At 72.8% G+C, this 12,049-nt stretch carries 12 protein-coding genes; 7 read left to right on the top strand and 5 right to left on the bottom strand.

From position 1 onward, the window contains the following. Window positions 1–262: 262 nt before the first annotated feature. Both VF746_25810 and VF746_25805 read right to left on the bottom strand, forming a co-directional pair. Window positions 263–1,495 carry a hypothetical protein gene (locus tag VF746_25810; protein ID HEX8695858.1) on the bottom strand — a complete coding sequence of 411 codons (1,233 nt, stop codon included), beginning with the start codon at window positions 1,493–1,495 and terminating at the stop codon, window positions 263–265. Next, complete coding sequence (locus VF746_25805; GenBank protein ID HEX8695857.1) at window positions 1,492–2,787, bottom strand: VWA domain-containing protein; 1,296 nt, start codon at window positions 2,785–2,787, stop codon at window positions 1,492–1,494. The genes VF746_25810 and VF746_25805 overlap by 4 nt, the downstream gene beginning before the upstream one ends. A 112-nt stretch (window positions 2,788–2,899) precedes the next feature. On the opposite strand from VF746_25805, the gene VF746_25800 reads away from it, so the two are divergent. The 3 genes from VF746_25800 (at window position 2,900) to mutY (ending at window position 6,022) form a co-directional block, all read left to right on the top strand. Beyond that, entirely contained in the window at window positions 2,900–4,213 is a 1,314-nt protein-coding gene (locus VF746_25800; protein HEX8695856.1) for an MFS transporter, read from the top strand. Between the two features lie 153 nt (window positions 4,214–4,366). Continuing rightward, window positions 4,367–4,816, top strand: coding sequence for a DUF1569 domain-containing protein (locus VF746_25795; GenBank protein ID HEX8695855.1), 450 nt, complete (start codon window positions 4,367–4,369; stop codon window positions 4,814–4,816). Between the two features lie 117 nt (window positions 4,817–4,933). Then, window positions 4,934–6,022 (top strand): A/G-specific adenine glycosylase, encoded by a 1,089-nt coding sequence (mutY, locus tag VF746_25790; protein HEX8695854.1) that lies wholly within the window; start codon window positions 4,934–4,936, stop codon window positions 6,020–6,022. Between the two features lie 65 nt (window positions 6,023–6,087). Here the strand turns inward: mutY and VF746_25785 are convergent, their stop codons facing one another. Next, window positions 6,088–6,393 (bottom strand): hypothetical protein, encoded by a 306-nt coding sequence (locus VF746_25785; protein HEX8695853.1) that lies wholly within the window; start codon window positions 6,391–6,393, stop codon window positions 6,088–6,090. 54 nt (window positions 6,394–6,447) lie between these two features. Continuing rightward, on the bottom strand, window positions 6,448–6,855 hold the full coding sequence (locus tag VF746_25780; protein ID HEX8695852.1) for an OsmC family protein: 408 nt from the start codon (window positions 6,853–6,855) through the stop codon (window positions 6,448–6,450). 310 nt (window positions 6,856–7,165) lie between these two features. Here VF746_25780 and VF746_25775 point away from each other — a divergent pair, with 310 nt between their 5' ends. Both VF746_25775 and VF746_25770 read left to right on the top strand, forming a co-directional pair. After that, window positions 7,166–7,888, top strand: a complete 723-nt coding sequence (locus VF746_25775; protein ID HEX8695851.1) for a hypothetical protein — start codon at window positions 7,166–7,168, stop codon at window positions 7,886–7,888. A 171-nt stretch (window positions 7,889–8,059) separates the two neighbouring features. Further along, on the top strand, window positions 8,060–8,470 hold the full coding sequence (locus VF746_25770) for a hypothetical protein (GenBank protein HEX8695850.1): 411 nt from the start codon (window positions 8,060–8,062) through the stop codon (window positions 8,468–8,470). A gap of 146 nt (window positions 8,471–8,616) precedes the next feature. Here VF746_25770 and VF746_25765 read toward each other — a convergent pair whose 3' ends face one another. Next, window positions 8,617–9,801 carry a class I SAM-dependent rRNA methyltransferase gene (locus VF746_25765; GenBank protein ID HEX8695849.1) on the bottom strand — a complete coding sequence of 395 codons (1,185 nt, stop codon included), beginning with the start codon at window positions 9,799–9,801 and terminating at the stop codon, window positions 8,617–8,619. 180 nt (window positions 9,802–9,981) lie between these two features. Here VF746_25765 and VF746_25760 point away from each other — a divergent pair, with 180 nt between their 5' ends. Both VF746_25760 and VF746_25755 read left to right on the top strand, forming a co-directional pair. Next, window positions 9,982–11,253, top strand: coding sequence for a GAF domain-containing sensor histidine kinase (locus VF746_25760; GenBank protein HEX8695848.1), 1,272 nt, complete (start codon window positions 9,982–9,984; stop codon window positions 11,251–11,253). Window positions 11,254–11,355: 102 nt separating this feature from the next. Continuing rightward, a complete protein-coding gene (locus VF746_25755) occupies window positions 11,356–11,961 on the top strand; it encodes a hypothetical protein (GenBank protein ID HEX8695847.1) in 606 nt (201 codons plus the stop codon). The last annotated feature ends 88 nt before the right edge of the window (window positions 11,962–12,049 follow it).

Raw genomic sequence — 12,049 nt, 5'->3', positions numbered from 1 at the left:
ACAGATTGGAATCACACAGAGGACACAGAGAACACGGAGGAACTGAAGACGCGATTGAAGTTTCTCTGTGTCCTCTGTGTCCTCTGTGTGATGCTCTATCAGAAAGCTGTACCCGAACGATGCTCTGCAAAGTGGTATCATCCAACAAAAAAGACTTTCTCACGCAGAGGAAGCAGAGGTAGCATTGCAAACCCACGTGGGTGAGTTCTCTGCTACCTCTGCTGACTCTGCGTGAGGCTTGGTGTTTTTGATGTTTTGCGGATCAGCGCGAGGCGTAGCTCGCGCGGCGCACCCGCAGCAGGTCGCCGGTGGCGGGGGAGGGGGCGTTGTACGTGCTGCCCAGGCCGAAGTAGAAGTCGCCGCCCTGCTCCTCGAACGAGCGCGCGAAGGCGGCGGCGTGGAAGTGGAACAGCTCGCGCCAGCTCTCCAGGTCGCCGGTGGAGTAGACGGAGACCGTGTACCCGCCCTCCGCCGCGCGCGCCGCCGCCAGCACGTGGAGCGTGCCCCCGCGCACCAGCAGGTCGAACGGCACCGCCGCCGGGTCGGGGAGCGCCACCCGCCGCGCGTCGGTGAGGCTGGTGGTGACGGCGAGCGCCGCCGGTATCCAGTCGAAGGTGTTGGCCGCCACCACGTAGACGAGCGCGCCGGCGAAGGCGGTGGGGCGCACCATGCGGCCGTAGGCCCCGCGCGGCAGCCCCGGCAGCAGCCGGCTCCCCTCGGCCCGGGTGAAGGTGAAGCTCCCCCCCTCCAGCTTGAGCAGGAAGCCCTGCGACGGGTCGTCCGGCTCGGCCCGCAGCAGCGGCTCGGCGTAGAGCATCCCCATGAGCTCGAACAGCCCGTAGATCCGCTCCGACACGCCGGCCGCCGGCGTCCAGGTCAGGCCGCCGTCCTCCGAGGCCAGCAGCGTCGGCTCGTCGGGCGTGCCCGCGGTGCCGAGCGCGGCCACCAGCTTGCCGTCGTGCAGGGCCACGTCGAAGGCGTGCAGGCCGTGGGGGATGGTGCGCAGCTTCACCCACCCGGCGCCGTCCAGGCGGTAGAGGTTGCCGAACGTCCAGTCGTCGCGCGGGTCGTGGCCGGGAACGTAGAGGGATCCGCCCAGCACGCGGAAGACGTCGACCTGCTCCTCGTCGGCGGTGAACTCCGCCGCGAGCCGGCCGCCGGCGGGGTCGAGCGACCAGATCGGGATCGGCCCCCAGTTGTCGATGCTGTCACCGTGGCCCAGGTAGATGCGCCCGCGGAAGAGCTGCATGTCCCACACGTTGCGGGCGTACGGCGAGGCCACCGTGAAGGGGTTGCCCAGCCGCTCCACCGCCGCGGTCACGTCGGGCGGGGGCCCCTCGGGGCCGGCCGTGTTCTCGCACCCGCCGAACGACGCGAAGAGCGCCGCCAGCGCGAGCACGGCGCTCCACGGCGGGCGGCGCGGGAAGAGTCGAATGCGCACGTGCGCGCCGGGAAGGCCGTCCCCCGTCCCCTGCTCCCCGTCCCCCGCCGTCACCCCGCCCGGCGCGTCCTGCGGCGCAGGAAGTCGCGCATGATGTACTGGCCCAGCGTCATGGTGCTGGTGAAGTACGCCTTGCCGCGGGCGATCGCCGACACCTGGTTCACGAACGCCACCAGCGCCGGGTCGCGGGCCAGCATGAAGGTGTTGATCAGGATCCCGCTCTTGCGGCACGCCCCCACCTCGCGAAAGGTCTCCCGCAGCACCAGCGAGTCCAGCCCCATCGAGTTCTTGTAGACCCGCCCGTCGGGCATGGTGACGGCCGAAGGCTTCCCGTCGGTGATCATCACCACCTGCCGCATGTCCTTGTTCTGCGCCAACAGCAGCCGCCGTGCCAACTTAAGGCCAGCCGCCGTGTTCGTGTGGAAGGGGCCCACCTGTGCGTGCGCCAGCCGCGAGAGCGGGATCTCCTCGGCCTCGTCGCCGAAGGTGACCACCTTGAGGGTGTCGCCGGGGAACTGGGTGCGGATCAGGTGCGTGAGCGCCAGCGCCACCTTCTTGGCCGGGGTGAAGCGGTCCTCGCCGTAGAGGATCATCGAGTGGCTGGTGTCCAGCAGGAGCACCGTGGCGCAGCTCGAGCGGTACTCGGCCTGGTGCACGTGCAGGTCGCCGTAGTCGAGCGCGATGGTGCCGTCGCCGCTCAGGCCCTCGCGGGCCAGGGCGCTCTTGAGGGTGGCGGGGATGTCCAGGTTCAGCGTGTCGCCGAACTCGTACGGGCGGCTGGCGGCCTCGGCCTCGACGCCGGTGGCCAGGTGCGGCGTCTCGTGCGAGCCGAAGCTCGACTTTCCCATCGCCGAGAGCAGGTGGCGCAGCGTCCGGTAGCCCAGGAAGTCGATCCCCTTCCCCGTGAGCGAGAACTCCACCTGGCGCGAGGCCTCGCGCGCCTCGTCGAGCTTCGCCGGCCCCGTGGCCTCGGTGTAGCCGGACGGCATCTGCGGGGGCGCGGCGAGGTTCAGGTAGCCTTCCTCCACCAGGCGCTGGATCAGCCGGTCCAGCAGCTCGGCGATCTGCTCGCGCACCTCCTCGTTCGGCTCGCCGTCGCCGCGCAGCTCGGCCACCATCTCGGGGGTGAGCATCCCGCTCTCCAGGAGCGCCCGGAGGAGCGCGTCCTTCAGCGCGTCGAGCGAACGGTCGTCCTCGCCGCCGAAGTCGCCCCAGTACGGGTGCCAGTACTGCCCGCCCGCGAACCCGCTCTGCAGGAGGAAGTCGGAAAGCTGGTCCAGGAGCGCCTGCAGGTTCAGCGCGTCGGCCAGGTTGCCGGTGTACTTGCCGTACTGCGTGTAGCGCATGCCGGGCTCCTTCCTGCGGGGGCGGCCGGACCCGGCCCGGCCGCGGGTGGCGGCGGGAGGTCCCGAAACGTAAGATACAGCCGCCACGCGCCAGGGGAGAAGTGAGGGAACGCTGAACCTGGAAGGCCCCGCCCCCGCGCCCGGCCGGCCGGAGCCGCCGGCGCCGGAGCGCGCGCCGCCCGCACCGCCCCCGGACGCCGCCCGGACGCCGCCGCCGCGCGCCGACGCCTTCGCGGCGCTGCGCCACCGCGACTTCCGCGTCTTCTACCTGGGCCAGCTCCTGTCGCTGGCCGGCGGGTGGATGCAGACCACCGCGCAGGGGTGGCTGGTGCTGGACCTCACCGACTCCGAGCTCCTGCTGGGGGTGGTGACCGCCGTCTCCTCGCTCCCCACGCTGCTCTTCACCCTGTACGCCGGCGCGGTGGCCGACCGCACCGACAAGCGGCGGATCATCCTGTGGGCCGACGCGGCGATGGCGGGGATCGCGCTGGCGCTGGCCGTGCTCACCGGCACGGGGCGCATCGGCTACCCGCTCCTGCTGGGTCTCGTGTTCCTGATGGGGACGGCCAACGCCTTCGAGGTCCCCACCCGGCAGTCGTTCTTCGTGGATCTGGTGGGCCCGCGCGACCTCCCCAACGCCATCGCGCTCAACTCCTCGGCGTTCAACGCCAGTCGCATCGTGGGGCCGGCCATCGCGGGGTGGCTGATCGGGGCGGCGGGGGTGGCGGCGTGCTTCTACGCCAACGCCGTCTCGTTCCTGGCGGTGATCGCGGGGCTGCTGATGATGCGGCTGCCGCCCTTCCGCGCCCCCGAGCGCACCGCCTCGACGCTGGAGAACATCCGCGAGGGGCTCGCCTACATCCGCGGCACGCGGGTGGTGCGCACGCTGGTGTGGCTGATCGCGGCGATGTCGATCACCGCCTTCCCGTTCACGATGCTCCTTCCCGTCTTCGCGCGCGACGTGCTCCGGGTGGGCGCCACCGGGCTCGGCTGGCTCCTCTCGGCGACGGGGACGGGGGCGCTGGCGGCGGGGATCGCGCTGGCGGCGTGGGGCGGGCGCTTCCGGCGCGGGCGGCTGGTGCTGGGGGCGTGCCTGGCATTCGCGCTCTGCCTGACGGCCTTCACGCTCTCGCGCTCGTTCCCGCTCTCGATGGCCCTGCTGGCCATGACCGGCTTCACCATGATCCTGAACAACGCCACGCTCAACGCGCTCCTCCAGTCGCTGGTGCCCGACCGGCTGCGCGGGCGGGTGATGTCGGTGTACGTGTTCATGTTCATCGGGATGGCGCCCCTGGGCGCGCTCCAGGCCGGGGCGCTGGCCCGCTGGCTGGGTGCGCCCGCCGCGCTCCGGGTGGGCGCGGCCGCGCTGGTGCTGGTCCTGGCCTGGATCGCCTGGCGCATTCCCGAGCTGGCCGAGACGCGGTAGCGAGGACACCGACAAAGCCTCACACGGAGTCAACGGAGTCAACAGAGGAAATGCTGTTCTCCGTTAACTCCGTTGACTCCGTGTGAGACGTGCGGCTGGAGACCCTGATTGCGGTCGAACCCTGACGAGCCGGGATCGAACTGAGGAGGAGGGATGAAGAAGACGATCTTCGACCCCGAGGCCCGCGCCTCTCTGCTCGCGCGGATGGAGCGCATCCCGCCCGACCGTGCGCCCGCGTGGGGGAAGATGAGCGCGCCGCAGATGCTCTGCCACGTGAGCGACGCGCTGCGCTCCGCGCTGGGCGACCTGCCGGTGCGCTCGAAGGGAAAGAAGCTGTTCACCCACCCGGTGATGCGCTGGCTGCTGATCTACGTGCTCCCCTGGCCGAAGGGCGCGCCCACCGCGCCCGAGCTGCTGACCACGGGGCCGGCGGAGTGGCGCGCAGACCTGGCCGCCTTCCGCGAGCTGGCCGAGCGGATGGCGGCGCGCGACCCCGGCGGCGCCTGGCCCGCCCACCCGCTCTTCGGCGCCCTGTCGGGGAAGGCCTGGGGCGACCTCACGTACCGCCACCTGGACCACCACCTGCGCCAGTTCGGCGGGTGATCCCGGCGCCCGCGTAGGTCCACCTTGTCCACTCCAGAGCGAAACCGTATATTTCCCGTAAGCGGCGCCCCGCCCGCCGGAGACGGCGGGGGAGCGCCGCGAGACACGGGACACGCCGTGCCCGAGCCCTTCCCCCACCCGGCGCGCCTGGCCGGGGCGCGCGCGAGCGTGCTGGCCTGGTACGCCGCGCACCGACGCGACCTGCCGTGGCGGGCCGCCCCCGGCGAGGCGCCCGACCCGTACCGCGTCTGGCTGTCGGAGGTGATGCTCCAGCAGACGCGCGTCGAGACGGTGCGGCCGTACTACCGGCGCTGGCTGGAGCGCTTCCCCACGCTCCAGGCGCTGGCCGCGGCGCCGCTGGACGACGTGCTCAAGGCCTGGGAAGGGCTGGGCTACTACTCGCGTGCCCGCAACTTCCACCGTGCGGTGCGGGAGGTGGCGATGCGGTACCAGGGAGCCGTGCCGGACAGCCCGGAGGCGTTCCGGGCGCTGCCGGGGGTGGGGCGCTACACGGCGGGGGCGGTGATGTCCATCGCCTTCGGGAAGGCGGAGCCGGTGGTGGACGGCAACGTGCGGCGGGTGTTCGCGCGCTGGCTGGACCAGCCGGACCCCAGCGAGCGCGACCTGTGGAAGCTGGCCGAGGCGCTGGTCCCCGGCTCCGACCCCGGCGAGCTGAACCAGGCGCTGATGGAACTGGGCGCCACCGTCTGCACGCCGCGCGGGCCGCGCTGCGAGGTCTGCCCCGCCAGCCACTTCTGCGGCGCGTACGCGGCGGGGACGCAGGAGGAGCGCCCGGCGCGCCGCAAGGCGCGGCCGCTGCCGCATGAGGACACGGCTGTGGCGGTAGTGGAGCACGAGGGGCGCACCCTGCTGGCGCGCCGCCCGCTCGACGCGCGCCTGGGCGGGATGTGGGCCTTCCCCTGCGTGGTGCGCCGCCGCGGCGAGGAGGTGGGCGCCGCCGCCGAGCGGGCCGCGCGCGAGGGGCTGGCGCTGGAGGTCCGCGCGGGCGAGTCGGTGGGCGTCGTCGAGCACGCCTTCACCCACGTGCGCGCCACCTACCGCGCGGTGCGCTGCGCGCTGGTGGGCGGCGTCCCGCGCGCCCTGCGCTACGACGACTGGGCCTGGGCGGCCCCCGACGAGATCGCGTCGTACGCGCTCCCCGTGGCGCAGAAGCGCATCGCCGCCCTGATGGGGAACCGGGAATAGGGAACAGGGGACAGCCTGCGAGCTTCCGGCGCAGGCCGTCCCCGCTCTTCGTCTCCCCGTTCCCGTCAGGCCGGGAGGAGCACGCCGGCGAGGAACTCGCGGGCGCCCGCGGGCCCGGTGAGCTCCAGCCACACCGGGCCTCCGCCCGGCTCCACGGCCAGGCGGAAGCGCAGGAAGGCGCAGCAGACCCGCTCCTGCTCGATCAGGCCGGCCAGCTCCGGCACCAGCCCCGGCTCGGGCGCGAAGCGGAGCGCGTATCCGTCCTCCAGCTCCCGCCGCTCCAGCGCGCGCCCGGCGATCTCGCCGAAGAAATCGGCGCGCGCGGCCAGCTCGCCCTCGGGAAGCGTGCACGCCACAGGCAAATCGCTCACGTCAGCCTCCACATCCATTCGACACGAACAGCCGTGCCTGCTGTCCCCTGTCCCCTATTCGTACACGAACTCCACGTCCTTGCGGATCTCCGGGAGCAGGCTGCGGTGCACGGGGCAGTTGAGCGCCGCGTGCTCCAGCTTCGCGCGCTGCTCGGGGGTGAGCGAGGCGGGGAGCCTGAGCGTCACCGGGACGGCCTCCACGCGGCGCGGGTCGGCGCGCATGTGCTTCTGGAGCGCGAAGCTGGCGCCCTCGAAGGGGATCCCCTCGCGCCGGGCGACGATCGCCATGGTGGTGACCATGCACGAGCCCAGCGACGCCGCCAGGAGGTCGGTGGGCGAGAACGAGCTGCCGTCGCCCTGGTTGTCGCGCGGGGCGGCCGTGCTCAGCGTGGTGCCCGAGGGCCCATGCGTGAGCTCCATCTTCAGGCCGCCCGTGTAGATGCCGGTGATCTCGACCGCCATGTCTTCCCGTTCGCTTTCGTTCGTGTGCCGGGCGGCCGGTCCTGCGGGCCGCCTCCGTCCAATCTACCCGAACCCGCTCCGCGCGCCACGCGGTTCCCGGGCGAAACAGACGCGCACCGTCCCCTCCGGAGGTCATCCGCGCCGACGCGCGCCTGGGCCGCTTCGGGTGCAAGTCGAATCGTGATAAATTGATACACGCCGTCCACCCGCGGGGCACCCGCGTTGCCACACCGCCCCGCGCCGCTTCGGCAGGGCCGCTCCCGTTCCGGGAGGGCGACAGGCGACACACCCCCACCTTTGAGAGGCCGGTATGCGCTCCCGCAGCATCCTTCTCGGCGCCGCGCTGCTCCTGGCCGCCGCCCCGGCGCGCGCGCAGGACGACATCTACGAGCCGGTGAGCCACCCCACCGGCGGCTACTTCGGCGGCAGCCTCTTCTTCGCGCGGCCGCAGGGCGAGTTCGCCGACTTCGTGGACCAGGGGTGGGGCGGCGGCATCCACTACATCCACCGGCTCGACCGCGAGGGGCTGGTGGCGGTGCGGGTGGACGCCAGCATCCTCAACTACGGCCACGAGCGCCAGCAGGTGCTCCTGAGCCCCACGGTGGGCGGCCGCATCCTGGTGGACCTCACCACCGACAACAACATCGCCTTCGTGGGGATCGGGCCGCAGATCGGGGCCCCGACCGGGGTGCTGCGCCCGTACGTGAACGGCTTCGTGGGCTTCTCCTACATCTTCACCTCGTCGTCGCTGAGCGGCATCAACGACAGCGAGGACTTCGCGAACACCACCAACTTCGACGACGGCTCGTTCGCGTACGGCGGCGGGGCGGGGCTGTACGTGCCCGTGCGCCGCGGCCGCTCGCCGATCTCCATCGACGCCGGGGTGACGTACCGGCGCAACGGCGAGGCCGAGTACCTGCGCGAGGGCGACATCATCGACAACCCGGACGGCAGCATCACGCTGCGCCCGGTGCGCAGCCAGACCGACCTGCTCACCTTCCACCTGGGCGTCTCGGTCGGCATCTCCCGCTGACGCGGGTGGACCATGGAAGCCGACGGGCCGCGCTCCCCGCGGGGGCGCGGCCCGGCTGTGTCAAAAGTCCACGTCCGCGCGTTCTAGACGGTCGACCCCCACGCTTGACACCCCGCGCTCCGGCCGCGTATTTGCACCGCAGCGCTTCGAACCCTCCGGCCGGAGAGCCCGATGAAGAAGTACCTCGCCGCCGTGCTCGCCCTCTCGCTCGCGGCGTGCACCGGCATCAGCGACAGCAGCTTCCGCTTCCAGGGGCAGGTGCTGAACCTGAACGAAGCGCCGGCCACGCCTCCCACGCTGCTGGTGGAGAACATCGCCTCGGGCGTGCTGGCCATCAACGGGGGCACCACCACGCCGTGCTGGAACGACGTGGTGCGCCTGGACGGCAACAAGAACGGCAACACGCTGGAGATGATCATCGACCGCGTGGCCCAGAACCCCTGCACCGACGCGCGCACGCGCCATCACGCCTACCTGGGCGTCTTCTCGTCGATGAAGCTGGGCACCTACACCGTCCGCGTGGTCGACGCCACCGGCGCCAGTCCCGTGGTCCTGGTCGAGACGACGGTGCAGGTGAATTGACGGCGGTGCCCAGTGCCCAGGGCCCAGTGCCCAGGAGTTCGAAGCGCTGAATCCGGAGATCGAAGGCGGGAAGTCCCGGGTGTCGAGGCATTGGCTCGATACCCGGGACTTCGCACTTTCCGCACTGGGCACTGGGCACTCGCAGTTCACCCCACCCTCCCCACGAACGCCTTCAGGTACGCCGTCTCGGGGATGGCGGGGTGGACGGGGTGGTCGGGGCCCTGGTGGCCCTGCTCCAGGATCTGCAGCGAGCGGCCCTGGCGGCGGGCGGCGCGCAGCATGGCGTCCTGCAGCGACTCGCGCGGCAGGTGGTAGCTGCACGAGGCCGACACCAGGATCCCGTCCTGCCGCAGCACCTCCATCGCCAGGGCGTTCACCCGCCGGTACGCCTCCTCGCCCGCCTTGAGGTCCTTCTTGCGCTTGACGAAGGCGGGCGGGTCCAGCACCACCACGTCGAACTTCTCGCCCTCGGCGGCGAGTGCGCGCAGCACGTCGAAGGCGTCGCCGCGGCGCTCCGACACGCGGTCTTCCACGCCGTTCAGCGCGGCGTTCCTGCGGGCCTGCTCCAGCGCGGGGGCCGAGGCGTCGACGCACACCACTTCCGCCGCGCCGGCGGCCGCGGCCTGCACCCCCCACCCGCCCACGTAGCTGAAGACGTCGAGCACGCGCGCGTCCCGCACGTAGGCGGCCATGCGGGCGCGGTTTATCCGGTGGTCGTAGAACCACCCGGTCTTCTGCCCGGCCATGGGGGCCTCGAAGCGCACGCCGTTCTCCTCCAGCGGCACCAGCTCGGGGACTTCGCCCCAGGCGGTCTCGACGTACTCCTCCAGCCCCTCCAGCGCCCGTCCCGGCGCGTCGTTGCGGAAGAGGACGCCGGCCGGGGCGAGGAGGTCGCGGAGCGCCGCGACCACCTCGTCCTTCGCCCGCTCGACGCCGGCGGTGGTGACCTGCGCCACCAGCACGTCGCCGAAGCGGTCCACCACCAGCCCCGGGACCCCGTCGCTCTCGCCGAAGGCCAGGCGGTAGAAGGGGCGGGGGAAGAGCCGGTCGCGCAGCGCCAGCGCCCGGGCCAGGCGGCGCCTGAGCAGGGCGCGGTCCAGGCGGGCGTCGCGGTCGCGGCTCACCAAGCGCGCGGCGATCAGCGAGCGGGGGTTCACGTAGCCCATGCCGAGCGGGGCGCCGCGGGCGTCCTGCACCTCGACGGGATCGCCGGGGGCGAAGGCGGTGAGCGGGGTCCGCTCGACGTCGACCTCGTTGCTGAACACCCACAGGTGCCCGGCACGCAGCCTGCGGTCCTCGTCCTTTCTCAGGCGCAGCGGTGGAAGGCTCATTGCTGGCGGTTCGCTGGGGCGGATCGGGGGCCGCGGCGCGGCCGGGGGCGGGGAAGATACGCTCCCGCCCCGCGCGCGGCACCCGCCCCCGCCCACGGGAACCGCCGCCGCGGCGGCCGGGTACGGCGGGACCCCTGGCGCAGGGCTGCCGCGCGGCCGCCGCTCACCTTCGTCCTGGCGATGGAGAACGACGCCCCCACCTTCACGCACGCCGCCGGCGCCCAGGCCGAAGAGGCCGCGGAGCCGGGCTTCGGCGCGCGCGAGCTGGAGGCGCTCCGGCGGATGGCGGTGGCGGCGCTCGACACCACCGACGCCGATGAGGTGTTCCGGATCGTCTGCGCGCTGCTGCCGGAGCTGCTGGGGGCCGACTTCGCGGCGGTGAGCGTGCCGCTGCTGGAGGAGGTGCGCGACTGGTGCGCGGAGCAGTCGCCGCCGCGCGAGGCGCGCGCCCGGCTGATGGAGCTGCTGGAGCGGGTGCGCCGCTCGGGCGAGCCGCTGGCGGCGGGCGCGGCGGAGGGCGGGCTGCTGCGCGAGGAGCAGGTGCTCCCGGCGGCGTTCGGGACCGGGGCGGCGCTGGTGCTGCCCCTGCCGCAGGAGGGCGGCGGCCCGTGGGGGGCGCTGCTGGTGGGATGGCACGGCCGCCGGTCGCTGCCGGAGCCGGTGGTGCGCCTGGCCCGGGCGGTGGGCGAGCAGGCGGCGGCCGCGTTCAGGAGCGTGGCTCGCCACGACGCGCTGCGGCAGGCGGCGGTGCGCCGCGAGCGCTTCTTCTCGGCCATGAGCCACGACCTGCGCACGCCGATCACGGCCATCGTGGGGTACAGCGAGCTCCTGCAGGACGGGATCATCGGCGACCTGGACACGCGCCAGCAGGAGATGGTGGAGCGCATCAGCCAGGTCTCCAGCCACCTCGCGGAGCTGGTCAACGACATCCTCGACATCGCCAAGCTGGACGCGGGGCGGATGGAGTTCCACCGCGAGCGGGTGGCGCTGGGGGAACTGGTGGACGAGGCGCTCCCGGCGGTGGAGCCGCAGGCGCGCGCCAAGGGGCTCGAGCTGCGCCTGGACCTGGACGCCGAGCGGGCGACGGTGCTGGAGGTGGACCCCTCGCGGGTGCGGCAGGTGCTGGTGAACCTCCTCTCCAACGCGGTGAAGTTCACCGAGCGCGGGCGGGTGGCGGTGGCGGCGGGGGTGGACGGCGCCCGCAGCTGGATCGAGGTGGCCGACACGGGGCCGGGGCTCCCGCCCGGGAGCGAGGAGGCGGTGTTCGAGGAGTTCCTGCAGATCGCGGCGGGGAACAAGGCCAAGCGCGAGCCGGGGAGCGGACTGGGGCTGGCGATCTCGCGCCGGCTGGCGCGCGCCATGGGCGGCGACCTGACCGCGCGCAACGCCGAGGGCGGCGGCGCCGTCTTCACGCTCTACCTCCCCCTGGCGCGGGAGGAGGCGGCGGACTGATTCGTCCCCATCTCCGCCCCAGCGTGGAGGACCGCCGCGAGGCCGGCCGGGGTGGCACCGGCAGCCGGAGACCTGCTTTCGAGCGATCAGGAGGTGGCCGCGATGCGATCGATCCGTTCCATGGGGGCCGTTCTCGCCTTCGCCGCCCTGCTGGGCGCGTGCGGCGACGCCACGGGGCCGGCGCAGAACCCGGTGGGGACGGTGCGCTTCACCTACTCGGGGGCGCGCTCGGGAACGTTCGAGGCGGTGGGGCGCTTCCCGTCCGCGACGGTCCGGGGCTCCCCGTCGGGCGCCTGGGCGGCGGCGGTGCGGCTGCGCGGGAGGCCGGTGCCGGACGACGACCAGGCCGTGCTGACCGCGAACCAGCGCCGGGACGACGCCCGCTCCGACGACTTCTCGGTGCTCTTCGTGCCGCTGCAGGTGGGCACCCTGACCTGCGAGGAGGCCGACGTCACCCCGCTCTGCCCGATGTTCGCGCAGCTCCGCTTCGGGGTGCCGCCGCTCGCGGGCGACCCGGAGGCGCAGTTCGTGGTGGAGGCGGGGACGGTGCGCGTGACCGAGGCGAGCGGGTCGCGGGTGGCGGGGACGTTCGAGCTGGTGCTGCGGGAGGTGGAGAGCGGCGCGGTGCTGCTGGTGAGCGGCGGGATCTTCGACGTGCCGGTGGTGGAGGTGCAGTTCGGCGTCGTCGACCGGATTCCGGCCCGCTGAACCGCGGTGCGAAGTGCGAAGTGCGAAGTGCGGAAGGTACGAGGTACGTGACGACGACGGACATGCTGATGCCAAAAAGAAGCGGCCT

This window comes from Longimicrobium sp. (assembly GCA_036389795.1).
GTDB lineage: Bacteria > Gemmatimonadota > Gemmatimonadetes > Longimicrobiales > Longimicrobiaceae > Longimicrobium.
Note: the sequence above shows the minus strand (reverse complement) of the source record. Positions and strands in the feature narration are given on the sequence as shown.

Excerpts from the sequence above, each read along its gene's own strand:
- VF746_25780 (HEX8695852.1), bottom strand. The coding sequence starts at position 6,855 with ATGGCGGTCGAGATCACCGGCATCTACACGGGCGGCCTGAAGATGGAG.
- VF746_25795 (HEX8695855.1), top strand. The coding sequence starts at position 4,367 with ATGAAGAAGACGATCTTCGACCCCGAGGCCCGCGCCTCTCTGCTCGCG.
- VF746_25775 (HEX8695851.1), top strand. The coding sequence starts at position 7,166 with ATGCGCTCCCGCAGCATCCTTCTCGGCGCCGCGCTGCTCCTGGCCGCC.
- VF746_25765 (HEX8695849.1), bottom strand. The coding sequence starts at position 9,801 with ATGAGCCTTCCACCGCTGCGCCTGAGAAAGGACGAGGACCGCAGGCTG.
- VF746_25760 (HEX8695848.1), top strand. The coding sequence starts at position 9,982 with ATGGAGAACGACGCCCCCACCTTCACGCACGCCGCCGGCGCCCAGGCC.
- VF746_25755 (HEX8695847.1), top strand. The coding sequence starts at position 11,356 with ATGCGATCGATCCGTTCCATGGGGGCCGTTCTCGCCTTCGCCGCCCTG.
- VF746_25805 (HEX8695857.1), bottom strand. The coding sequence starts at position 2,787 with ATGCGCTACACGCAGTACGGCAAGTACACCGGCAACCTGGCCGACGCG.
- VF746_25770 (HEX8695850.1), top strand. The coding sequence starts at position 8,060 with ATGAAGAAGTACCTCGCCGCCGTGCTCGCCCTCTCGCTCGCGGCGTGC.